Genomic DNA, 22,818 nt, shown 5'->3' with positions numbered 1-22,818 from the left:
CGCTTTCGGGCTTTGCTATTGTTATCAAAGAAGAGTTATGCCGTTTGCTGCGCACTTCTCTATCATCTCATCAGACCATATGGACGACTGAACTTCGCCGATATGAGCCTTGTTAAGGAGAAGCATACAAAGTCTTGACTGACCGATACCGCCGCCGATAGTGAGCGGAAGTGTGTCGTCAGCTATCATCTGATGATACTTGTACTGCATTCTGTCCTCTGCACCGCACTCTGCAAGCTGCTTTTTAAGCGACTCAGCATCGACACGGATACCCATTGAGGATACTTCAAGAGAATCATCCAGAACTTCGTCCCAGAACAGGATATCACCGTTAAGTGCCCAGTCATCATAGTCTGGAGCTCTGCCGTCGTGCTTCTCGCCACTTGCAAGCTTTCCGCCTATACCCATAAGGAATACTGTTCCGTGCTCCTTAGTGATAAGACGCTCACGCTCGTGGCCTGTCTTATCGGGATATCTGTCCTCAAGCTCCTGAGTAGTTATGAAATAAGGCTCTTCACAGATCTTGCCTGATATCTGAGGATAGCGGAGACTTACCTTGCGCTTTGTATAGGCGATAGCCTTAACCACTGACTTTACAGTCTCTTTGAGGAACTGGATATTTCTCTGTTCACGGGTGATGACCTTTTCCCAGTCCCACTGGTCAACGAATATGGAATGTGTATTGTCTGTATCGTCATCGCGGCGGATAGCGTTCATATCCGTATAAATACCCTCACCGGGGTTATATCCGTAGCGATAGAGAGCCATTCTCTTCCACTTTGCAAGTGACTGTACTACTTCTGCTTCTGCGGCGATCTCCTTGATATCGAAATCCACCTTGCGCTCAACGCCGTTAAGGTCATCATTTATACCGCTGCCCTTTTTAACGATAAGGGGTGCTGATACTCTGTCCAGAGTCAGTGCAAATGATAAAGCCTGCTGGAAAACGTCCTTGATGTATTTGATTGCGTGCTGAGTTTCTCTCAGCGTAAGGGCTGACTTATAGCCCTCAGGGATATACAGCGATCTTGACATGATTAATCACTTTCCTTTACTTGATATTTTTACAGAAAACAGCTCCATTGATGCTTTCTGTGCTGTACATTAATAATTGTTATCGTATGATATCTTCATAGATATCGCATACTGTTCCGCATAAGAACCTGCGGGAACGTGTAATTTCAGATCAGCATTTGTATATTCAAATGCTCTTTCATTTATAGATCTCATACTTTCGGGAAGATACACATCTTTCAGGTTATCGCAGTAAGCAAACGCACTATCGCCTATTTTTTCACAGCCCTCATTGAAGCGTACTTCCTCGAGACCTTCACAGTATTCAAAAGCCTCTGCCCTTACATCGGGGCAGCCGTCTATAGTCACGGTTTTCAGGTCATAGCAGTATTCAAATGCATCAGGCGCGATATACTGAACATTTCTTGGAATGAATATCTTTGTCAGTTTGCTGTATTCAAATGCATCTGACTCAATACCCGTAATATTCTCGGGAATGAGGAATTCAGTCATTGTGCTGTAGGCATACTGCGAACCAAGAATAACATTCTTTCTGTCCAGCATAGAATACTCAACATAAGTATTATCATAGTTCATTCCATTATCTTCTGCATATTCCTCTGCATATGAACCTGCGGGAGTATGAACCGTTATATCGTTTATTGCCCAGAAAACGCCTTCGCCCATTTTTGTTATGCTTTTTGGGAGATTTACGTTTTCAAGTCCGCCGCAGCTCCAGAAAGCTGAACCGGCAATAGCTTCGAGCCCCTCCTCAGCCTGAACAAATTTCAGATTTGAACAGCTCCAGAACGCCCCTGCACCTATCTCCTTTACAGAAGAAGGTATATAAAGAGCTTCCACAACATTGTTGCTCCAGAATGCATATGCTTCTATGCGCTCAACACCGTCAGGTATCTCCACCTTCGGCATTACTCCTTTATAGTCATAAAGCACGCCGTCTTTGATGAGAAAGCCATTGTCATCAGGCTTTATAGACATTTTTTTACTTTGGATCTCACTTGACTTCTTTGCCGAAATATATCCGATCTCAAAGGCTTCTTCCGGAGAATATTCCTCATCTTCATCATATTCGTCATCATATTCATCATGCTCTTCAGCCTCTGTAGCTTTTGTAGTCTCTGTAACTTTTTCAGTCTCAGTCGTTTCAACAGAAGTCTTTTCATCGTGCTTTTTTTCATGCTTGACCACATCAGCTCCGCATGATGACATGGTTATTGCAAATGATAAAGCTAATACTGCGAATAGTGTTCTTTTCATGATTTCCCCCTATATCACTTTCTCAATTTTTATCTGATAGAACCTACTGTTCTCGGGAACAGGATTACGTCACGGATATTAGCCATGCCTGTTGTGTACATGATAAGTCTTTCAAATCCAAGACCGAAACCGCCGTGAGGTACGCTTCCGAACTTTCTGAGGTCGAGGTAGTCGCTGTAGAGGTCGAGGTTCATCTTTCTCTCGTTCATAGCAGCGATAAGCTTCTCATAATCAGCCTCACGCTCACTGCCGCCGATGATCTCGCCAACGCCCGGAACAAGTAAGTCTACAGCTGCAACTGTCTTTCCGTCAGGATTCTGCTTCATGTAGAATGACTTGATGTCCTTAGGATAGTCTGTAACGAATACAGCCTTCTTGAATACCTTTTCAGAGAGGTATCTCTCATGCTCTGTCTGAAGATCGCAGCCCCGCTCTACAGGGTAAACAAAGTTCTCGCCTGACTTTTTGAGAAGTTCGATAGCCTCGGTATATGTTACTCTTGCGAAATCGTGTGAGATAAGCTCTTCAAGACGAGCGATAAGTCCCTTTTCAAAGTGAGCGTCAAAGAACTTCATATCATCAGGACAGGTGTCAAGGAGCTTACGGATAACATATTTGAGCATATTCTCAGCTATCTCGATAACGTCATCGAGCTCTGCGAAAGCTACCTCTGGCTCAACGTGCCAGAATTCAGCAAGGTGCTTTGGAGTGTTTGAGTTCTCGGCTCTGAATGAAGGACCGAATGTGTATATCTTACCCATAGCCATTGCAGCCATTTCGCCCTCAAGCTGACCTGATACTGAAAGACCTGCTTTTCTGCCGAAGAAGTCGTTAGCGTAGTACTCTTCCTCGTTCTTGTAATCCTTGCTGTAGCCGATAGTTGTTACCTGGAACATCTCACCTGCACCCTCACAGTCGCTGCCTGTGATAAGCGGTGTGTTTACATAAACATAGTTGTTCTTCTGGAAGTATTCATGTATTGCAGCAGCAAGTACCGAACGTACACGCCATACAGCGTTGAATGTATTCGTTCTGCCTCTGAGGTGTGGGATAGTACGGAGAAATTCAAGTGTATGTCCCTTCTTCTGGAGAGGATAATCTGTAGGAGCATCGCCCAGTACAGTGATACCGTCGGGAACAGCGTTTATCTCAACTGTGTCATTTCTGCCCTCTACTGCTGTACCTGTTACCTTTACGGACATACCAACTCTTGGCTCTTTGTAATCGCTGTCGCCCTTATCAACAACGACCTGTACGTTTTTAAGGGAAGTACCGTCATTTACCTCAACGAATGCAACGCTCTTTGAGTTACGTGATGTACGTACCCAGCCGCATACTGTTACCTGCTTGCCCACATAATCCTTAGTGGTGATTATCTCCTTGACATCAATGTGCTTCATAATGATCTTTTCCTTTCAGTATATAAATGTATATACAGGACGAGCAGGAATACAAAAAGCCCCGTCCTGAAACTACAGGACGGGGCATATTACCCGTGGTGCCACCTGAATTACCGCAAAAGCGATCACTTTTGAGCCGCTGTAACGTGCGGAATACGTCGCCCCTACTCAAGTGCTCAAGAAAAACACACGCTGTCCCTCTTAAATCGACACCCTTTCGGTTTGCTGCTCGGGAGTGTTATTCACACAGACTCTGATATGCGGCTCTCACCATACCCGCACTCTCTGGGAACGAAATTCCATGCTACTTCTCTCTGTCGTTGCATTTTATTTGTATGTATTATATCACTTTTATTTAGTCTTGTCAAGAGAAAAAGCATAAAAAAGTTCACACTTTTCACATTTTCATCAGAACATATGCCAAAAACACCACATTCCGACATTTTCTTACACAAAGCTTTCCCGATTATTTCACCTGTCAATGCGATGTCTTACAAAAAAGAGGTGTATATTATAACCATGGAAATAAATCACACTTCCGAATTCATAGCGCAGATGATCTTGGAAAAATGTGATCAAGACCTCACTCCCCTCTCTTTAAAATATAGTAAAAGATAAGTCCGAAAGCAATAAACGCTTTCGGACTTACTTTTTTCTGAATGGAATAATGATCTTTATATTATATGAACAATGTACTGAAACCGTGCTCGCGAGCATAACGCTCTGCTTTTTTACGGTTTATCTGCTTGAGTATCCTTATGGTCTGCTTATGACCCTTTCGTATCTCATCGATCGGGATAGCTTCATTTTCAAACTCGATTATATTGATATTGTAAAGGCTCTCGCAGCCGCTGAAAGCGTCTTCCTTGATATCCTTGGTATTCATGCTTATTTTAAGATCCATAAGGTTCTGACAGCCATAGAAAGCCCAGTTTCCAATGGATTTCACAGTACTCGGGATATCAACTGCCGTAAGTGATCTGCACCATGAGAATGCGCTTTCACCGATAGTGGTAACTGAATTCGATATAACTATCTTTTTAAGGCTGTAGCACTCAGAGAATGCCGCATTGCCTATAGCTTCAACCGAACCCGATATTACTATTCTTCTGAGCTTCTTGCATGAGAAGAACATCAGATCGCTTATGCGCTGCAAATACGCAGGAAGCACAACACTCTCAACGCTGTTGCATCTTCCGAATGCACCCTTGCCCACTTTCTTCACAGACTCGGGAAGATTTATCTCCTTGAGTCTCAGGCATTTCAGGAATGCATTTTCTCCAATAGATTCAAGATTTTTTGAGAATACTATCTCTTCAAGGTTGAAGCAGTGACAGAATGCGAACTTTTCAACGATATGTACGCTGTCCGACATAACTATCTTCTTTACAGTCTCATTGCCGCGGAACGCATACTTGCCGACTACCTTTACCTTTTCGGGGATAACAATAGATTCTGTAGTTCCCACGTACTTCACAAGGGTACCGTTTTTGTCGATAGCCATGTTATTTTCGTCATCTATCTCGATATTTTCATCATTTATAAGTTCGCCGTACTTTTCATAATCATCAGATGCTTCTGACTTCTTCTCCTCAGCCTTTACATCGGGCTTTGGAGCAAGTGAACTCTTTATCTCGGGCTTCTCGTCCTTTTTGATGTCCTCGGACTTCTTCTCCTCAGCCTTAGCATCAGCCTTTGGTGCAAGTGAGCTCTTTATCTCGGGTTTCTCGTCCTTTTTGATGTCATCTGACTTTTTCTCCTCTGCCTTAACATCATCCTTTGGAGCAAGTGAGCTCTTTATTTCGGGCTTCTCGTCCTTTTTGATGCCCTCGGACTTCTTTTCCTCAGCCTTAGCATCAGGCTTTGGAGCAATTGAGCTCTTTATTTCGGGCTTCTCGTCCTTTTTGATGCCCTCGGACTTCTTTTCCTCAGCCTTAGCATCAGGCTTTGGAGCAAACGCGCTCTTTTCCTCCGACTTTTTCGCACCGTCATGCTTCCTGTCATCCTTTTTAGGAGCAAACAAGCTGTTGTCTCTGATACTGTCATGCTTTATATCAAGCATCTTGTCAAGCTTGACGGGCGCAGGTGAAGTATCCACCTTTTTCTTATTGCTAAAGTCCTCTTTTTCAGTGTCCTTGAACTTCTGCTTCTGTGACTCCGGAATAGAATCCATTATCTTCTGAGCAAGCTCATTGCCGTCATCTGTGCTGACAGGTTTCCCCTTATTCTTGTCATTTGGCTTTATATCAGCAGCCTTATTATCAGTCTTTTGTGCAAACTTAGTCTCAGCAGGTTTATTATTAAAACTTGGCGCATGGATCGTACCAAGGGGCTTGTTTTCCGCTTTCGGAGCATGGATCGCACCTATTGGCTTAGTCTCTGCTGTTTTTGCTTCAGCAGGCTTATTTTCAGCCTTTGGCGCAGGCTTTGCCTCAGCTGGCTTATTTTCAGCCTTTGGTGCAGGCTTTGCCTCAGCAGGCTTGTTTTCAGCCTTTGGTGCAGGCTTTACCTCAGCTGGCTTATTTTCAGCCTTTGGCGCAGGCTTTGCCTCGGCTGACTTGTTATCAGCCTTTGACGCAGGCTTTGCCTCAGCTGACTTGTTTTCAGCCTTTGGTGCAGGCTTTGCCTCAGCAGGTTTATTCTCTGCCTTTGGTGCTGTCTTTGCCTCAGCTGGCTTGTTCTCTGCCTTTGGTGCTGGCTTTGCCTCAGCTGGCTTGTTTTCTGCCTTTGGTGCTGGCTTGGTTTCTGTATTGGCGTTCTGACTTGCCTTAACAGCCCTAACCTTGACTTTTACGACTTTTCCCTTTCGCTGGGCTTTATCGCCGTTTTCAGCGCAATAAGGACAAGTCTTATATTTATCAGCATCGTAAAGATGCTTCTCAGGACATCTTGTCATTTTCATTCTGTTATCCTCCATAGGGATTTTGTCTGGATCTATATTATTACAATACAGAATTATACATTAATTATAGCATTTCTCCGACTAAAAATCAATAAACCAGTTCATCATCTGGTAAATTTTGTGAAAAATAACGGTGCTAAACCTTGATATAGTCTCTAAACTTCGGATTTTCCGCTTGCGCTAAGATATGTATTTAGACAAAATGCACAAAGCAATGATCACACTATCAATTCCGCACGGCTGCCGCCATCTCTGTCCTTACGAACTACGATCTGCTTGTCGATACGCTGTTTTAGTGCCTGTACATGGGAGATTATCCCCACAAGCCTGTTGCCCTCGGAAAGTGTGTTAAGTGCCCTCATTGCCTGTTCTATAGAGTTTTCATCGAGAGAACCAAATCCCTCGTCAACGAACATGGTATCAAGCTTTATTCCGCCTGCCGAGCACTGTATCTCGTCAGATAGACCAAGTGCAAGAGAAAGCGATGCCTTGAAGGACTCTCCGCCCGAAAGTGTCTTAACGCTTCTCGTCGAGCCGTTATAGTGGTCGATAACATCAAGTTCAAGTCCCACCTGCGCCCGTTTGTCCTCATACTCCGTACGTCTGACAAGTGTGTACTGCCCCTCCGACATGACTTTCAGTCTCTCATTGGCACGGGCGATTATCCTGTCGAAATACGCTGTCTGTATATAAGTCTCAAGCATGAACTTGCTCTGCTCCGACAGCTTTCCGTTTGCGGTATCAGCCAGATTTCTCACCCATTTATAGCGTTCCTCAAGCTCTGCGAGCTCAGACGAGCCGCCCTTGATATTTTCAAGTGCGGTCCTGTTCATAGTGAGCTGAGTATGCAGCTTTCTCAGCTTTTCGGTGAGCTTTGACTTTTCTTCGGTAAGCCTTGTCCTTTCTGCAACCTCTGAAGCACTGTCCATTTCGCCCAGACCTTCAAGCTGTTCGGTGAGCTGTTTGAGCTTTCCTGCCTCCTCCGAGCACTGCTTCTCAATGCCTTTCATAGCCTGCTCTGCCGCTTCAAAGGACTTTCGTATCTCATTGATACGCTTCTGAAGTGAGTCCGCATACATGGCAGCTTCTTTTCCGCTTTCAAAATGCAGTCTTTGCTTCAGCTCAGCCATGCGCTCGGCAAGCTCTCTGAGCCTGCTCTCCCCCGCAGCCTTTGCGGCTGTATGATCGGTTATGCTCTGAGTCTTTTCGGCGATATTCTTCTCACACTTAGGGATAAGCTCTTCAAGCTCTTTCCTGTAAGCTGCCTTTTTCTGTTCCTCGGCAAGCTCCGCACTGTTCTGTACGAGCTGTCCGTTAAGACTTATTTTCTCCGAGGTTATCATGCTGCGGATATCTCCGGTTACTTCTCCGCATATTATCTCCTTTGCCTTTTCCTCCGCATTGCTGCGCATTTGCTTAGCTTCACCCTCAGTCATGGCTCTCCTGCCGCGAAGCTCCGTCAGCTTCTTGTCAGTCTCGGCAACAGCGGTAAGTATACCTGCTGCCTGCTTTTCCTTTGAAGCAATATCCTGCGTCAGCTTATCACGCTCTGCAATAAGGTTTTCGATCTCGGTTATCTTCTTTTCAAGCTCATTTCTCTCGCTGCCGCAGTTTATCAGCTCATGCCCACAACGCTCTGCCCACTTGTCACTGCCGCAGCCCAGGAACTCATCTGCACTGTCTGAAAGCTTCCTTTCAAGCTCCTCAGCTTTTCCCTTTAACCCGGAAGCAGCTGAACTGCGCTTCTCTGCCTCAGCCCGTGCCTTATCCACTTTGCTTTTCAGTTCCTCAAGCTCATTCTCCGAGGGTGCTTTCACCTGTTTTTTCGCAGGTGCAGGGTGCTCACATGAACCGCACACAGGACAGGGCTCACCGCTTTTCAGTCCTGCCGCAAGAACTCCTGCCTGATCGTCAAGGAAAGCCCTGTAGTTGCTTTCGTAGTCAGCCGCTATCTTTTCGGCGATATCAGCAGCCTCCTTATAGGCAGAAACTGCTTTCTTATGGTCGCTGCGGCACTTCTTCCACGCCTCTATATCCTCAGAAAGCTTTTTCAGCTGATCCTGACGCTTGATAAGATTTTCCTCTTCACGAAGCAGCTTTTCGCGCTCTTCACCGCATTTTTCAAGCTCGCCTCTGCGCTTTTTGGATTTTTCAGTCTCAGCACAGAGCATTTCGCTTTGCTTCATAAGCCTGTCATGCTCAGCCTGCTCTTCTTTCAGCTCTGCTTCGGCTTTTTTCACATTGGCTTCGCTTTTTTCACATTCTCTTATCATTTCGGAAAGCTTTTCAAGCTCTTCGCCGCGCTTTTCAAGCTTTTCGCGCTGTGAGGTGAGTTCGACTGTTTTTTCACCTGTACCTTCAAGTGAAGAAAGCTCAACTTTTATCTGTTCAAGCTTCGTCTCGGCAGCTTCCTTTGACTCCACTGCTTTGATAAGAAGCTCGGTATTTTCCGCAATATCCCTTTCAGTCTCCGATGCAAGTCTCCTATTTTCCGCTATCTTGCTGTATTCGGGTATCTCCGCATCTACACGGGCAAGCTCCGCTGTTATCCTTTCAAGCTCGGACTTGCGTTCATTTTCCTTTTCAAGCTCCTCGGCAAGGAGCTTACGGCGATGCTGCAATTCACTGAGCATATTTGAAGTCTTTTCGTGCTCGGCAGCTGCCTTTTCTCTTTCCTCTGCCTTTGCGATACGTGCATTGACTTCCGCCAGCTTTTCGTCAAGCTCCTCGCTCTCACGAGTGCAGACCTCAGCTCTTGCCTTGTCACGGACAATGAGCTTTTCCACGATCTCGCAGATATATTCAACAGGCGGCAGCTCTTCTTTCAGCTTTGTAACTTCCTCGGCGTACTCGTCATCCTCACCGCATACTATGCCGCCTACGTACTGATTTATGCTGCCGCGGTGACTTTCACAGGCATTTTTCAGCGCACTGCTCTCCTGTTTCAGTGTCTCCTGCAAGGTCTGATAGTTCTTGGTCTTGAAGATATGACGCAGTATCTCGCGGCGTTGTCCCGTATCCTCGGTTATGAGCTTCATAAAGTCGCCCTGCGCTATCATTGCTATCTGCTTGAACTGCTTCTCGGTAAGACCTATGACTTCTTTAACAGCCGCGTCAACGTCTCTTATACCCGAGACTGCTTTGCCGTCGGGATAGGTGAAAACAACATTTGCAGGCTCCTGAGCCACTCCGCCGCCGCGCTTGGCTCTGCGTGTATACTCGGGATTTCTGTTCACTTTATATATCTTACCGCTGTATTCAAAATCAAGCTCCACGTATGTCGGAGTATCAAGAGAAGCGTATTTCGACCTTAGCATACTGTCGTCATCGCGGTTAGTGCCGCTTGCACTGCCGTAAAGAGCGTATGTGACCGCATCGAATATAGTCGTCTTTCCTGCTCCCGTATCGCCTGTAATAAGGTAAAGTCCCTTTTTGTCGAAAGAGTCGAGTTCAAGGACTGTCTTTCCCGAATACGGACCAAATCCTGATATTTCAAGTCTTACAGGTCTCATTCTTCGCCCTCCCATATCTTTTCTATGAGCGACTGCATCAGTTCACGCTGCTGCGGACTCATTTCCCTGCCGTTGCTGAATTCATAAAACTCCTCAAAAAGCTCTATAGGCAGCCTGGCCTCAGGCTTTGCAGCCGCCATGCTGCCATGCTCGCTCCTTGTACGGCTGTTGTCATATTCAAGGCTCATTATGTTGGGATATACCGTTCTCAGCTTGCCCATAGCCTCGGGGATATCCTCCTCGTCTGTAAGGACAATATGGATATAATCGTTCACATCGCCCTCACTGCTTACCTCTTTTGATATCGCTTCATCAAATGCACCACGTATAATGCGCATATCTCTCCTCGGTGAAAGCGGTACTGTTCTCACATCAAGTCTGCCCTTTTCACGCATTTCCACTACGGTTACGGACTTCTCCTGCTCCGCCTCCGAGAATGAGTATTTCAGCGGAGTACCGCAGTAGCGTATCCTCTCGCTTCCAACGTTCTGCGGACTGTGGATATGTCCGAGAGCAACATAGTCAAAGCCGTCAAAAGCCGACGACTCCACATTGTCGATACCGCCTACCGATACCTCCTCTGAGTCGCTTTTCATGGCACCTGTCACGAACTGATGAGCTATGATTATATTCCGCCTTGTAAAATCCACATTCATTGCGTCTACCGCCGCATTTACCGCATCGGTATAGCTTTCTACAACAGTATCGGGGAAGAACCTGCGCACAGTCACAGGCTTGATGAAAGGCAGCATATACACTCCGAAGTCCCCGTACTTGTCATGCAGTACTGTAGGCACTATATTCCCGTCAAACACAGGTGACATATGTATGCCGCTTTTCTCCATTATATGCGAACCAAAGGCAATACGCTCCGCCGAATCATGGTTGCCGCTTATAACGAATATGTGTCCCGTGCGCTCTGCCGCCTTAGTGAGAAATGCATCAAAAAGGTGTACCGCCTCTGCCGAGGGAACGGATTTGTCATAGATATCCCCTGCGATTATGACAAAATCAGGCTCTTCCTCTGATATTATGCTATATATCTCCCTTAGTATAAAATCCTGATCCTCTGTCATGGAAAACTCATTGAGCCGCTTTCCGAGATGAAGGTCGGACAAATGTATGAATTTCATTTCAAAACCTCCTGTTATAGAGCTTTTATACCATACAGTAACCATTTTCTTACTATAATTATACAAACTTTGAGGCTCAGTGTCAACGAAGAAAATGTAAAAAAAATCCCTGTCCAAGTGCTGCGGACAGGGATAAATTGAGAAATGTATATACAAAACACGGAACAGCTGTGTGACCGCCCGCGCAGAAGCTTTTCAGACAGGCAAAACCCCAATTACATTCTGCCTCTCCGTCAGAGATATCTTCTGATAAGCCCCCAATACAAAGCTATTTCATATCAGCTGTGCTTTGCCTTTTTGCTGTAGAGGAAAAGTGCAGCTGCACCTGCACTGCATAGTGCAGTAAATTCCAGTACAGGCGGTCTGTCTCCTGTTTTCGGCGAGTTTGCTGCCGCTGTAGTTGCAGCAGTTGTGGTTTTAGCTGTAGTTACAGCCTTTTTAACAGCATCTGTAGTCATTGCCGCTGTTGAAGTACTTGCTCCCGCAGCGTAGATACCGTTCATCGCCGAAGTCGTCCTTGCAGGAACGCCTGTAGTCTTAGTTGTAAGTTTTGATGTAGTTTTTGAAGTTGCCTTTGATGTTGAAGTAGTTGTCACCTTTCTTGTGGTAGTCGTAGTAGTGACAGGTCTTGTAGTAGTCGTGGTGATAACAGGTTCAGCCTCTACCCATACTGCCGATGAAACATTGACAGCGGTCTGAGTCCTTACACTATCGTCACCGTATGCTCTTCCGTTTGCATAGTGGACACAGGATATCCTGTAATAATAACCTCCGCGGACTTTCAGCCTTAGTCCGTTGAGATTGTGGTATTTCGTGTCTGTTCCCGTATGGTCGCCGTAGGTATATTCATCGTACCAGTTCTCGCCGTCGCTGCTGAACTGTACGACTATATTCTTGAAGCCGACCTCTTTCATCTTTCCCGATACCTGAGTTTTAGCAGTTACATCAAGATATCCTTCTTCATATGAAGAACATTTCAGGGAACATTTTTCAATAAGTCCTATAGCATTTTCATACTGTTCATATACACTGTTGTCAACCGATGCGGCTTTCATCTGAACTGGTGCATACATTAGCATAACGCCCAAGCAGGCAGCTGTGATGTATTTTAGTTTCATACCGCTGCCCTCACTTTTTTATGAATTCCGAGGGATACGGAACAAAGCCCATTGCAGCTTCTGCCCATACATTTCTGTAGAATCCCGTGCCATGAAGAGTATAAACTGTATTATCCTTTACGAATACTATGGTAGTGCCATAGCCTTCATCAATAACGATACCTTTCAGGTGATCGTTCCTGAATGTCTCATATTCGTATTCATCACTTGGTATGAGCACATCGGGCATACGGTCGGCAGATACATACTCCTCGATTATGATATCAAGAGAATTGCTGCCGTCAGTAAATGTAAAGTACATATCCTTCGAGTCATTCATCTGCTCAAAGTGATATTCGTCAAGTGTCAGATCTTCGAGGAGATATGGCAGAGTTTCGGGATAGCACGGATAGATATCGTGCTCCTCACACTTCGTAAGTATCTCTCTTGCAATATCTCTTGAATAGTAGTCACAGTTCTCAATAATGCTGTCAACAGTACCTGAACTGCCCGGCATCGGAACTGTTGCAGAACCGCCTGATGATGACGGCTGAGCCGCAGTAGTCTGTGTCGCCATAGGTACCGTAGTAATGCCATAAGTACCTGCTGCCCATGTCTCAATAGCAGTTGTTGTCGTTTCCGTTGTCGTTGCCAATGTTCCGGTCTGCATATATGTGCCTGTTGTAGGCATAGGCGGTGCGGTAGTTGTTATAGGATCATCAGCTTCAATGTCTCTCAGTTCGTTAAGGTCAACGCTGAAGCCTGATTTTGCTATCTTCATTACTGTCTCGACGACGTTTGCGCCGAAGGTGTTGATGGTGTAGATGTTTGCTGCGATGCAGATGACAAAGCAGGCTGCGAGGATAGCTGTCCATTTGCGCAGCTGTATGATCCGTCCGCGTTTTCTCCTTGCACTGACTTCTCCGAGGACTTTGTCCGCAGAAACAGGCTTCGGAACTTCTTCGTCATTAATACTGATAACAGCATCGGTGATTTCCTTAATGGCATCAAGATCACGCTCCTCTAACGGCTTTGAAAGCTCCTCATCAAGAAGCCTCTGAAGGTCTTCAAGCATCTGATTATCCGAAAGCTTATCGGAGATCAGTTTATCTTTCAATATTATCACTCCTTGTTTATGGTAGACATTATTCATTCTGCGGCACGAAGTTTTTTCTTTATCTTATGCACCTTCCTGTACAATGCAGGAAGTGATATCCCCAGTTTTTTTGCCGCCTCTGTACGTTGTCCGTAATCGCTGTCGTAATATACCTCCAGAAGCTGCCTTTCTTCCGGTTCCAGAATGTCCAGCGGACTGTCGGATACTTCCGTAAATCCGCCGCTGTCAGCGATATTCATTGCCTCGGGACTGTCCTCGATACTCACAGCAGACGGTGGACTTTTCCGCACGAATGTCTTTATGACGTTATCTGCCGTTCTGTAGAGCCACAGCCTTATATTATCCGTTTCGTCAAGCCTTTCATGCTTTGAGAAAAAGACCACAAAGACCTCCTGTGTGCAGTCCTCTGCGGAATGATGACTGTATCCGAGCTTTGCGTAGCAGTAGCTGAATATTTCCCGATAGTATTTCTCGATTATCAGCGTGCAATGTTCAGGCTCTATCAACAGTCTCACTTCCTTCCGTCGATAAGCTTCTGTAATATAAATGTCGCCAAAAGGCTCACTTTTTCCTCCAAAGCCTCATCTTTGTACGCCTGCACAAAAACTGCGGCACTAATTTGGATATTATTGCCGCAGTTTCCAAACATATTTTATTGTATCATCTTACCATGAGTTTGTCAATCATGATAAGATCGACATAAGATTAAATATACTGTATCTTCCCTTTTTATCTTTTAATAGCAGGACCTCAGTACCTATACTTTTTACTAAAGCTCCCATATCATCAAGTGTCATCTCGTTCAGTAACTCCTGCGTATCCGTTGTCTCAAAGGTATAAAAGACCTCCTGATGACTGTCGCCCGCTAAGTTCATAACACTTTCCGTTCTCATATTCCTTATGATAACGTGCCTTGCAGAATATTCTTTATCAATATACTTCATAAGATATATCCATATCAATACACCGATAATACCTACTGATGCAGCAAATATGCCAAATATAAATACCAGCGTAGCAAAAGTGATCTGTATGTACCTGTTGAAAAGTAATTCAAAAAGTATCATAAAAACAGCAGCTACGGCAAACACTATCAGCACACCTCTGTAGTATCTCTTTCTGAAGTATTTTACAGACTGAATATCTTCATCTGACAGGTCATAAAATTCAAGATCGTCAATATTTGAAACTCTGCCTCCGTGCTCGCGCACCAATTCCTGAAACTCTTTAGTCTCATCAGGCGGCGGAGAATATACTCCTGATTCAATAAGACTATCAGCAAGAAAAACATCAGGATAGCTGTTCTTGTTTTTTACTACCAAAACCTTTGAACCCGTCCGGATTGTTTTGCTGTGCATAGTGCCCACAAAATCCTTGAGTATGATACCCGTATCATCAAGCTTTACAATAAAATGATAGTATATCGTTGTTGACCGATCATCACCCGAACCTGTAGTCTCTTCAACGGTATGACATGATACTATGGTACCGTATCGTCCGCCAATAGGAGTATCCAGAAGCTTATATATACCTATGCCAAGAAGTACTCCGCCAAAAATAAGACCATACGTAAAGCCAGTGAAAAAGCCACTGGTACTTTCGCTGTAAATGAACGCAAGAATTGCCGCTAAAACAATTATGCCTGCTCCTAACGCAAGAAATACAGGAACTCTTTTGTTTTTCTTCTTACGCACAAAATTATATTCATCTTGGGTAAGCGGATAAAATTCTTCACAACTGATAGGATGATAAATAGGTTCGTCTGACATGATACACCTCTTATGTTTTATTCGGCTTTATTTGACAAAAACCTCTCTTAAACAATATTGTATCATTTTTAACGTAAAAAATCAAGAATATCATTCATCAAAGTTCTCTGGGTGTTTCGGCTTGCGCCTGTAGCGTCTTTTGTCAGTATCCACCGTTTTTGTAGCAGGGTCAACTCCGTTCCAGCTGCCGCGCTTTGCGGAGTCTATCTTCTTTTTCTCCTTTTTGCTCATTTTGTCATAAGACACAAATTTATCCATTATTTCCTCCATTCACAGTGATATCACGAACAGCTGATCTTTACCGCCATATATTGACTCAAAGTCGCCCATATAGCTGAAACCGTACTTTTCATACAGTCCCTTTTCGCCGCTCATGACATACACCTTGTCATATCCGATAGTTTTTGCGTACTCAAGAACTGCCTTTATCATTTTCTCCGATATCCTCTTGCCTCTGTGAGCCTCGTCAACGAACACGAAGCCTATGAGCGGCGAATAGGGATATTCAGGAGCAAGCTCGTCCTTTTCGGTAAGAGTGCAGAAGCCCACAGGCTCGTCATTTTCAAAGGCAGCAAATACGCGCTCCCAGTTCTTGAAAAAGTCTTTGCACATAAGCTTTGCGAGGTTCTTTCCTGCTCCCCATGAGCATTTCTCGGCAAAAGCCGCAACACTCTCCCATTTTTCATGGGTATTTGTCATTGTATATATTTCCATTTTTCACCTTTAAATCAGTTTAGAATTGAGAGTTGAGAGTTATAATTTGAATGAAACGAACACTTTAACTCTCAACTCTTCACTCTGAACTCTCAACTTGATACAAATTCAGCCAAGCTGAATTTATATTTACTCCTCGCCTGCCTTGAAGTTATAGACAGGCTTGATGATCTCGTTTATCTCCACAGTATCGCCGATATTATCCACGATATCTTCCATTGACTTATAAGCCATAGGACACTCGTCCAGAGTCTGCGCATTTACAGATGTAGTGTAGATACCGTCCATCTGCTTCTTGAACTCAGACACTGTAAAGCTCTGCTTTGCCTGTGAACGAGACATAAGCCTTCCTGCACCATGTGGCGCGGAGCAGTTCCAGTCGGGATTGCCCTTGCCTGTGCAGATGAGACTTCCGTCACGCATATTGATAGGTATGAGCAGTTTCTCGCCTGCCGCTGCCGAAACAGCTCCCTTTCTGAGTATCATAGTATCGGTATCAATATAATTATGTATTGTCGTGAACTGCTCAGTAACGTGCAGATGCATACCCTTGATGATCTCGTCCATCATAGCCTGACGGCTGAGCATTGCGAACTGCTGAACTATTTTCATATCGTGGATATACTGATTGAAGAGCTCTCCCTCACAGTATGCAAGGTGCTTGGGGATATCTGTGGTTTTTGTGTTTTCCAGCTTTTTAAGCTCCGACTGTATCTGCTTCTGCTTACCCTCGGCTTTCAGTCGCGCGATAAGCTCACTGACCTCCTTATCGGAGCTTTTATTGAGCCGTCTGTAGGCTTCATTCTGGTAGTATTTTGCCACCTCCACACCGAGATGACGTGAGCCTGAGTGGATAACGATATAAATACTGCCGTCCTCGCCCTTATCTGCTTCGATAAAGTGATTTCCGCCGCCCAAAGTACCGATGCTCTTTTCAGCACGAAGCGGATCAATATGCTTGTAGCAGTAAAGCTCCGTAAGGTCTATCCTCTCGCAGTAGCGGTGAGGCTTTTCTCTGATTGAAAATCCCGAAGGTATCTTCTCGTAGATAAGCTTGTCCAACTTCTGCAATTCGATATGCTTCTCCTTTAGTCTTACTGTCTCCATTCCGCAGCCGATATCCACTCCCACAAGATTAGGTATCACCTTATCCGTGATAGTCATGGTAGTACCGATAGTGCAGCCTGCACCTGCATGGACATCAGGCATTATCCTGATCTGTGAACCTGCACTCATGGGCTGGCTACAAAATGCTATGATCTGTGAAACAGCGTCCTGTTCGATCACTTCCGTAAAGACCTTGGCTGAATTGTATTTTCCGTTTAAAACGATCATAATTTTCCTTTCCGAGCCCGCCCGAGCGCATAAAAAAAGCACTCCCGCAGGAGTGCATAATGCTCTTTATACGCAAAAGCTCAGCACATGGCTGAACACTTCGGGCAAACTCCATGCTTTTCTGTTGTGATATTAAATTCTGACATCTGATAATTTTTTGTAAATATGGTCATGGTGTTCACCGTCCTTTCATAGAATATGGATTTATTATAATAGTCAAAGTTTTTAAAGTCAAGCCGTATAAAAAACTGTAACCAAACTGTAATAATTAGCCGAAGAGGATAAAAATTGCCTAAAAATCACACTTAAAGTTCTCAGAACTATTCAATAGGTTCATATGAACTTATTGACTCAAACATATCTTCTGTTCATTATGCACAAAACACATATATCATCTATACGAAGCGTATTTTTTGTCGCCTATTGACATAAAAGCAAAAATAATATATAATTATGTCATGCAGTTGAAACGAGTCAACTGCTGTTAATAATTTATGTGCTCCGCATAAGCACAGCATCGTGATATGGAGGTTTATATGTTCGATGATGTTAACTGGGGAGTTGTTCTTCCCGCCGCAGTAGGTATTATCCTTCTTCTTATAATTATTTTCACTGGTTACATAAAGGCTCCCCCGGATACCGCTTATATCATCTCAGGTCTGAGAAAAAAGATCATAATCGGTAAGGCGAGCATTCGTATACCTTTCTTTGAGCGTGTCGACAAGCTGAAGCTCCAGCTCATAGCTGTTGACGTAAAGACTTCAAGTGCTGTTCCTACAGCAGACTATATCAACATCAATGTTGACGCTAACGTTAACGTAAAGGTAAGCAGTGACCCGACTCTCATAAAGCTGGGTGCTGAAAACTTCCTTAACAAGGATACCGCTTACGTTGCAAAGGTTGCAAGAGAGGTTCTCGAAGGTAATATGCGTGAGATCGTTGGTCAGATGTCCCTTGAGGCTATGGTCAATGACCGTAAGGCATTCGCTGAAAAAGTTCAGGAAAACGCTGCTCCGGACCTCAACAGAATGGGTCTTGAGATAGTTTCCTTCAACGTTCAGAACTTTACCGACGACCAGAACCTTATCGAAAATCTCGGTATCGACAACACCACAAAGATCCAGAAGAAGGCTGCTATCGCACGTGCTGAGTCCGAAAAGGAGATCGAGATCGCCAAGGCTCAGGCTAAGAAAGAAGCTAATGACGCTAAGATACTTGCAGAGACCGAGATCGCTCAGAAAAACAACGAACTCGCTATCCGTCAGGCTGAGCTCAAAAAAGAAGCTGATACACAGCTCGCTATCGCTGATGCAGCTTATGAGATCCAGCGCGAGGAACAGCGTAAGTCCATTGAGGTATCAAAGGCTAACGCTAACATCGCTGCTTCCGAAAAGGACGTAGAACTCAAGGCTCGCGAGGCTGAGGTAACTGAAAAGGCTCTCGAAGCTCAGATCAAGAAAAAGGCTGAAGCTGACCGCTATAAGGCACAGCAGGAAGCTGACGCAAAGCTCTATCAGCTCAAGAAAGAAGCTGAGGCAGATCGTTTCCAGCGTGAGCAGGAGGCTGAGGCTCAGAAGGCTGAGGCTGAAGCTCAGAAGTTCGCTAAGATGCAGGAAGCTGAAGGTATCGCTGCCGTAGGTAAGGCAGAGGCTGACGCTATCCGTGCAAAGGGACTTGCTGAGGCTGAAGGTATCAACGCTAAGGCTGAGGCTATGAAAAAATACGGTGAAGCTGCTATCCTCGAAATGTACTTCAAGGCTCTGCCTGAGGTCGTTAAGAATGCTGCTACACCTCTGTCACAGGTTGACAAGATCACAATGTACGGCGACGGAAACTCCAGCAAGCTGGTTGGTGATATCATTGGTTCTACCACTAAGGTAACTGATGGTCTCTCAGCTGCAACAGGCGTTGACCTCAGAGATCTGCTGGCTGGTTTCCTCGGAGGCAAGAAGGCTGCAACAACAGCTGCTGACGAGTCTGAAAGCTCTGATAACGCTGACGAATACGTATACAGCTACGAAGAAAACAGAGATACACAGGATGATGCTTCTGACTCTGACGATTATCAGTACTATACTGAGTTTGATACAGACGACGATAACTCACCTGAATCGTAACAATTTTAGCAAAAACCTTATCCCCCTGATGATATGCGGTCATCAGGGGGATTTTTTGTTACCCATTTGTAATTCATCTGTAATTGGTACTTCCATATTGCGCAAAATTTGATTAGTCGCTTTGTATAGTTTTCACAAAGTTGCACAAAAACCATTTACAAAAGTCGTCATATAGATTATAATGGTATTAGAATTATTGAATAAGCAACGACCAACGATAGCAATATTTGGTCACAAGCCTCTGCACTATTAATGTCAGAGGGGGGGTATTTAAAATGATAAAACATCTTTCAGGAGACTTTGAGACAGTCGAGTATGACACAAAAAAATATGCCATGCTCTATGACAATGTTCAGAACGAAGAATATCCTGTTCACTGGCATAATGCTGTTGAGTTTATTATGCCGCTGAAAAATGAGTATACGGTAAGGGTAAACGGCATTGACTACAAGATCCCCGAAAACGATGTTCTCATCGTTCCACCGGGCGAGCTTCACGGTATGCCTGCTATTCCGGGAAGACGTATAATCTTCCAGTGCGATAACAGTATCCTCGGCGAGATATCTGCCCTTGAACCTGTTATGCGCTCTCTGAATTCACCTGTGCTCATTAATATGGATATGGACAAAGAGCTCCATGTACTCGCCAAAAAGACAATGCTCGATATACTTTCGCTGTATACCTCAAATTCAGAACTGGCTGATGTAAAGATATACGTTAAGGTGATCGAATTGTTTATGGCTCTTCGCGAGTACCAGCTTGAACAGCAGAAGATCGTTATGGACTGTGATGACGATAAGATAGACGAATACAGTGAAAAGTTCGGTACTGTCCTCAAGTATATCGACAATAACTATATGTACGATATCACGCTTGACCAGCTTGCCGATGTTGCAGGCTACAGCAAATACCACTTCTCACGTATCTTCAAGCAGTATAATTCAATGTCGTATTTGCAGTACATAAACGCAAGACGTACAAAGGCTGCCGAGCTTCTTCTCCTTGATCCCGGCATACCGATCACAGACGTTGCTATGCGTTCGGGCTTCAAGAGTCTGACCACATTCAACCGTATCTTCAAGGAGATAAAACACTGTACACCCACAGACTTCAAAAAACTATATGCACTTAGATAAAGAAACCGCACATCGTTATGATGTGCGGTTTTTATTTTATCCTAAGATATCATAAAGGAACTCTAACTGATCTGCATCATGGAGCTTATATATCTTTGTATCATATCCATGGGCATTTCCAGAGTCGAAATGTATTGCAATAAACTGTCTGTCATCTGAAAAGTCCAGATCCTTAAATGTGTTATCCCCCCATATCATTATGAAGTTATTTCCGAATGACTCGCAGAATTCCTGAGAACCGAATCCTTTCCACATATCAGGTACAAGATCCTCGTTCTTCAGCTCATGTGTCTCAAAATACTGCTTCAGCTTGTCGATCTGCTCGTCAGTAAGCTTCTCTTTTTCCCAATTATAATTCACATACTTGTTTAAAGTAATATCATTGTCCGTATTTCTAAGGTCCTCCAAAACAGAAGATAACGGAGCGTCAGCCTCTTCTTCAAGTTCAACGGGCTCATCTTCAGGATAGCGGAAATCGTCTGGGATAATCGTTCCAAACATATCACAGATCTTTACACCGAAGTTCATATCCTCACACTTATAGAATCTCCAGTCATCATCAACTAAGGTATCTCCGTCATATGTTGCACTGTAAATGCAGGCTGTATTTCGGAAATCAGCTGAAATATAGCTTACAGTCGTACCCTCGGTATACTTGATCGTCAGATTATTTCTGTTTGGATGTACAGGCCAGCCGTAATAATTAACAGTACCGTCAAATTCATACCATGTCTGAGACTCAAAGAGTTCTGCAAGCTGATCTCGCTTTTCCTGTGCAGGAATTTCGTACTCAAGGGTATAAGGTGAGATCTCATAATCCGTAGCGAGCAGATCAGTAAACGGCGACTTTTCACATAATACGGGAGTTATAGTATTATCGTCAATTTCGGTGCCGATTATAGCCTTCATTCCCCTATCAAAGGCTTCATAATTAATACGGCGGCTCTTACCATTTTCAACCTCAGGGATACCATTCTCAGCATCCGGAATTGAATACTGAGCTGACATAGCAAATCCAATATCAACAATTGCCAAAGCATATGATATACCATCTTTCTTCCATTCAAAAGAATATACATCGAAATCTTCTTTTTCAATTTTTTCCACAGGAACATCATCAAGAGGCACTTCCTCGCCCCAATTGAAATTATTAAGGAAAACAGCGATATTATCCTTTGTTTCAGTGTTGATCTCTATTTTTTCTCTTTTAGCACCTCTGTAAACATCAAAGTCAAAGGTACTGAAATCTCCGAACGGAGTAATCTCAGTTTTATTTTCTTCAACCGGCTCTGTAGTCTCCGTCTCTGTAGCAGGTACGCTTCCGTTTCTGTTGAGCAGATAACCTGTTGTACCTATACCGCCTGCAATAACTGCACAGGCTGCAACAGCACTTATACTGCGCAGGAGACGATTTTTAGGCTTGATTCTCTCGGCTGTGAATACATGATCTGTATATTCGTCATTATCTGTTTTGCTTATGGATCTATTTCTCACTGAGTTTTCACACGCAGCGATTATTCTTTCTTTTGTATCTTTAGACATTTTGATTTTCTCCAATTCATTTTTCAAATTATTTGTCATGCTACAACATACTCCTTTCGGTATTTTTCTTTCAGCAGCTTTCTTCCCCTCGAAAGGCGCATTTTTACTGCCGAAACACTTATCCCGGTAATTTCGGATATCTGATCTATTTTATAGTCCTCAACATAATAGAGTACAAGGATGATCCTGTATTTTTCATCAAGCTCCGACAAAGCTTCAAGTATCCCGCTGTCGTTATTCTCGATGAAATATCCTTGTAAAAGCTCTTCGCTTTCTGTTTTATGTCTTTTACGATACCTCAGCATATCGCGGCATTTATTTGTGGCTACAGTGATGAGCCATGCTTTTTCATGATCTGCACTGTCAAATGCAGTTGGTCTCTGCACAAGTTTTATAAATGTTTCCTGCACAGCGTCCTCTGCATCGGCAGTATTTTTTAGCATAACGAGACATATTCTGTACAGCATATCGCCGTATTTCTCGACCGCCTCGCGAGCGCAGCCGTTATTAAGCAATATCATCAGCTCCTTTCACTATAAACACGCACCGAAAATCAAAATGGTCACATTGAATTATAGCATATATGAAAAATAAAATCAAATGGTGCAGCTTCGCGCTTTTTTCATATCCAAATAAAAAATGAAAAGACAGCCGATGGAAACCGACTGCCTTTCAGGGGATATTAAAATTTGGAGAAATCTTAATTAAGATGTGCCGACCACCGATTCTGTGATCGGCACATAATTTTAATA

17 protein-coding genes and 1 other annotated feature are annotated in these 22,818 nt (G+C 44.1%); of the genes, 2 read left to right on the top strand and 15 right to left on the bottom strand.

What is annotated here, in order from left to right:
- Positions 1–24 precede the first annotated feature (24 nt).
- From asnA to QZZ41_RS13845, 13 genes are all read right to left on the bottom strand, one after another.
- Positions 25–1,035: an aspartate--ammonia ligase gene (asnA, locus tag QZZ41_RS13905; RefSeq protein WP_295073413.1), complete on the bottom strand. Its 1,011-nt coding sequence runs from the start codon at positions 1,033–1,035 to the stop codon at positions 25–27.
- A 69-nt stretch (positions 1,036–1,104) separates the two neighbouring features.
- Positions 1,105–2,292: a leucine-rich repeat domain-containing protein gene (locus QZZ41_RS13900; protein WP_295073411.1), complete on the bottom strand. Its 1,188-nt coding sequence runs from the start codon at positions 2,290–2,292 to the stop codon at positions 1,105–1,107.
- A gap of 29 nt (positions 2,293–2,321) precedes the next feature.
- Complete coding sequence (asnS, locus tag QZZ41_RS13895; RefSeq protein ID WP_295073408.1) at positions 2,322–3,692, bottom strand: asparagine--tRNA ligase; 1,371 nt, start codon at positions 3,690–3,692, stop codon at positions 2,322–2,324.
- A gap of 72 nt (positions 3,693–3,764) precedes the next feature.
- Positions 3,765–4,022: a binding site (T-box leader), on the bottom strand.
- Between the two features lie 349 nt (positions 4,023–4,371).
- Positions 4,372–6,594, bottom strand: coding sequence for a leucine-rich repeat protein (locus QZZ41_RS13890; RefSeq protein WP_295073405.1), 2,223 nt, complete (start codon positions 6,592–6,594; stop codon positions 4,372–4,374).
- Positions 6,595–6,812: 218 nt separating this feature from the next.
- On the bottom strand, positions 6,813–10,106 hold the full coding sequence (locus QZZ41_RS13885; protein ID WP_295073402.1) for an SMC family ATPase: 3,294 nt from the start codon (positions 10,104–10,106) through the stop codon (positions 6,813–6,815).
- Positions 10,103–11,239 (bottom strand): exonuclease SbcCD subunit D, encoded by a 1,137-nt coding sequence (locus QZZ41_RS13880; RefSeq protein WP_295073399.1) that lies wholly within the window; start codon positions 11,237–11,239, stop codon positions 10,103–10,105. Before QZZ41_RS13880 ends, QZZ41_RS13885 begins: the two co-directional genes overlap by 4 nt.
- A gap of 278 nt (positions 11,240–11,517) precedes the next feature.
- Positions 11,518–12,357, bottom strand: coding sequence for a hypothetical protein (locus tag QZZ41_RS13875; RefSeq protein WP_295073396.1), 840 nt, complete (start codon positions 12,355–12,357; stop codon positions 11,518–11,520).
- A 10-nt stretch (positions 12,358–12,367) separates the two neighbouring features.
- Positions 12,368–13,453, bottom strand: a complete 1,086-nt coding sequence (locus tag QZZ41_RS13870) for a hypothetical protein (protein WP_295073393.1) — start codon at positions 13,451–13,453, stop codon at positions 12,368–12,370.
- Between the two features lie 32 nt (positions 13,454–13,485).
- Entirely contained in the window at positions 13,486–13,959 is a 474-nt protein-coding gene (locus QZZ41_RS13865; RefSeq protein WP_295073390.1) for a sigma-70 family RNA polymerase sigma factor, read from the bottom strand.
- 177 nt (positions 13,960–14,136) lie between these two features.
- Entirely contained in the window at positions 14,137–15,222 is a 1,086-nt protein-coding gene (locus tag QZZ41_RS13860; protein WP_295073387.1) for a hypothetical protein, read from the bottom strand.
- 90 nt (positions 15,223–15,312) lie between these two features.
- Complete coding sequence (locus tag QZZ41_RS13855) at positions 15,313–15,480, bottom strand: hypothetical protein (RefSeq protein ID WP_175460940.1); 168 nt, start codon at positions 15,478–15,480, stop codon at positions 15,313–15,315.
- Positions 15,481–15,492: 12 nt separating this feature from the next.
- Positions 15,493–15,936, bottom strand: a complete 444-nt coding sequence (locus QZZ41_RS13850; protein ID WP_295073383.1) for a GNAT family N-acetyltransferase — start codon at positions 15,934–15,936, stop codon at positions 15,493–15,495.
- A 129-nt stretch (positions 15,937–16,065) separates the two neighbouring features.
- Positions 16,066–17,271 (bottom strand): RtcB family protein, encoded by a 1,206-nt coding sequence (locus QZZ41_RS13845; protein ID WP_295073380.1) that lies wholly within the window; start codon positions 17,269–17,271, stop codon positions 16,066–16,068.
- 536 nt (positions 17,272–17,807) lie between these two features.
- Here QZZ41_RS13845 and QZZ41_RS13840 point away from each other — a divergent pair.
- Entirely contained in the window at positions 17,808–19,388 is a 1,581-nt protein-coding gene (locus QZZ41_RS13840; protein ID WP_295073377.1) for an SPFH domain-containing protein, read from the top strand.
- Positions 19,389–19,663: 275 nt separating this feature from the next.
- A complete protein-coding gene (locus tag QZZ41_RS13835) occupies positions 19,664–20,524 on the top strand; it encodes an AraC family transcriptional regulator (protein ID WP_295073374.1) in 861 nt (286 codons plus the stop codon).
- A gap of 36 nt (positions 20,525–20,560) precedes the next feature.
- On the opposite strand, the gene QZZ41_RS13830 is transcribed toward QZZ41_RS13835, so the two are convergent.
- Positions 20,561–22,066 (bottom strand): hypothetical protein, encoded by a 1,506-nt coding sequence (locus QZZ41_RS13830; protein WP_295073373.1) that lies wholly within the window; start codon positions 22,064–22,066, stop codon positions 20,561–20,563.
- Between the two features lie 35 nt (positions 22,067–22,101).
- Entirely contained in the window at positions 22,102–22,587 is a 486-nt protein-coding gene (locus tag QZZ41_RS13825; RefSeq protein WP_295073370.1) for an RNA polymerase sigma factor, read from the bottom strand.
- Positions 22,588–22,818: the final 231 nt, after the last annotated feature.

The sequence above is a fragment of the Ruminococcus sp. genome (assembly GCF_016283395.1).
The sequence above is the reverse complement of the archived record's forward strand: the minus strand, read 5'-3'. Positions and strand labels throughout refer to the sequence as shown.

Coding starts and splice junctions, on each gene's coding strand:
- QZZ41_RS13875 (WP_295073396.1), bottom strand. CDS start 12,357: ATGAAACTAAAATACATCACAGCTGCCTGCTTGGGCGTTATGCTAATG.
- QZZ41_RS13880 (WP_295073399.1), bottom strand. CDS start 11,239: ATGAAATTCATACATTTGTCCGACCTTCATCTCGGAAAGCGGCTCAAT.
- QZZ41_RS13890 (WP_295073405.1), bottom strand. CDS start 6,594: ATGAAAATGACAAGATGTCCTGAGAAGCATCTTTACGATGCTGATAAA.
- QZZ41_RS13855 (WP_175460940.1), bottom strand. CDS start 15,480: ATGGATAAATTTGTGTCTTATGACAAAATGAGCAAAAAGGAGAAAAAG.
- QZZ41_RS13840 (WP_295073377.1), top strand. CDS start 17,808: ATGTTCGATGATGTTAACTGGGGAGTTGTTCTTCCCGCCGCAGTAGGT.
- QZZ41_RS13825 (WP_295073370.1), bottom strand. CDS start 22,587: ATGATATTGCTTAATAACGGCTGCGCTCGCGAGGCGGTCGAGAAATAC.
- QZZ41_RS13860 (WP_295073387.1), bottom strand. CDS start 15,222: ATGTCAGACGAACCTATTTATCATCCTATCAGTTGTGAAGAATTTTAT.
- asnS (WP_295073408.1), bottom strand. CDS start 3,692: ATGAAGCACATTGATGTCAAGGAGATAATCACCACTAAGGATTATGTG.
- QZZ41_RS13885 (WP_295073402.1), bottom strand. CDS start 10,106: ATGAGACCTGTAAGACTTGAAATATCAGGATTTGGTCCGTATTCGGGA.
- QZZ41_RS13845 (WP_295073380.1), bottom strand. CDS start 17,271: ATGATCGTTTTAAACGGAAAATACAATTCAGCCAAGGTCTTTACGGAA.
- QZZ41_RS13900 (WP_295073411.1), bottom strand. CDS start 2,292: ATGAAAAGAACACTATTCGCAGTATTAGCTTTATCATTTGCAATAACC.
- asnA (WP_295073413.1), bottom strand. CDS start 1,035: ATGTCAAGATCGCTGTATATCCCTGAGGGCTATAAGTCAGCCCTTACG.
- QZZ41_RS13850 (WP_295073383.1), bottom strand. CDS start 15,936: ATGGAAATATATACAATGACAAATACCCATGAAAAATGGGAGAGTGTT.
- QZZ41_RS13835 (WP_295073374.1), top strand. CDS start 19,664: ATGATAAAACATCTTTCAGGAGACTTTGAGACAGTCGAGTATGACACA.
- QZZ41_RS13830 (WP_295073373.1), bottom strand. CDS start 22,066: ATGTCTAAAGATACAAAAGAAAGAATAATCGCTGCGTGTGAAAACTCA.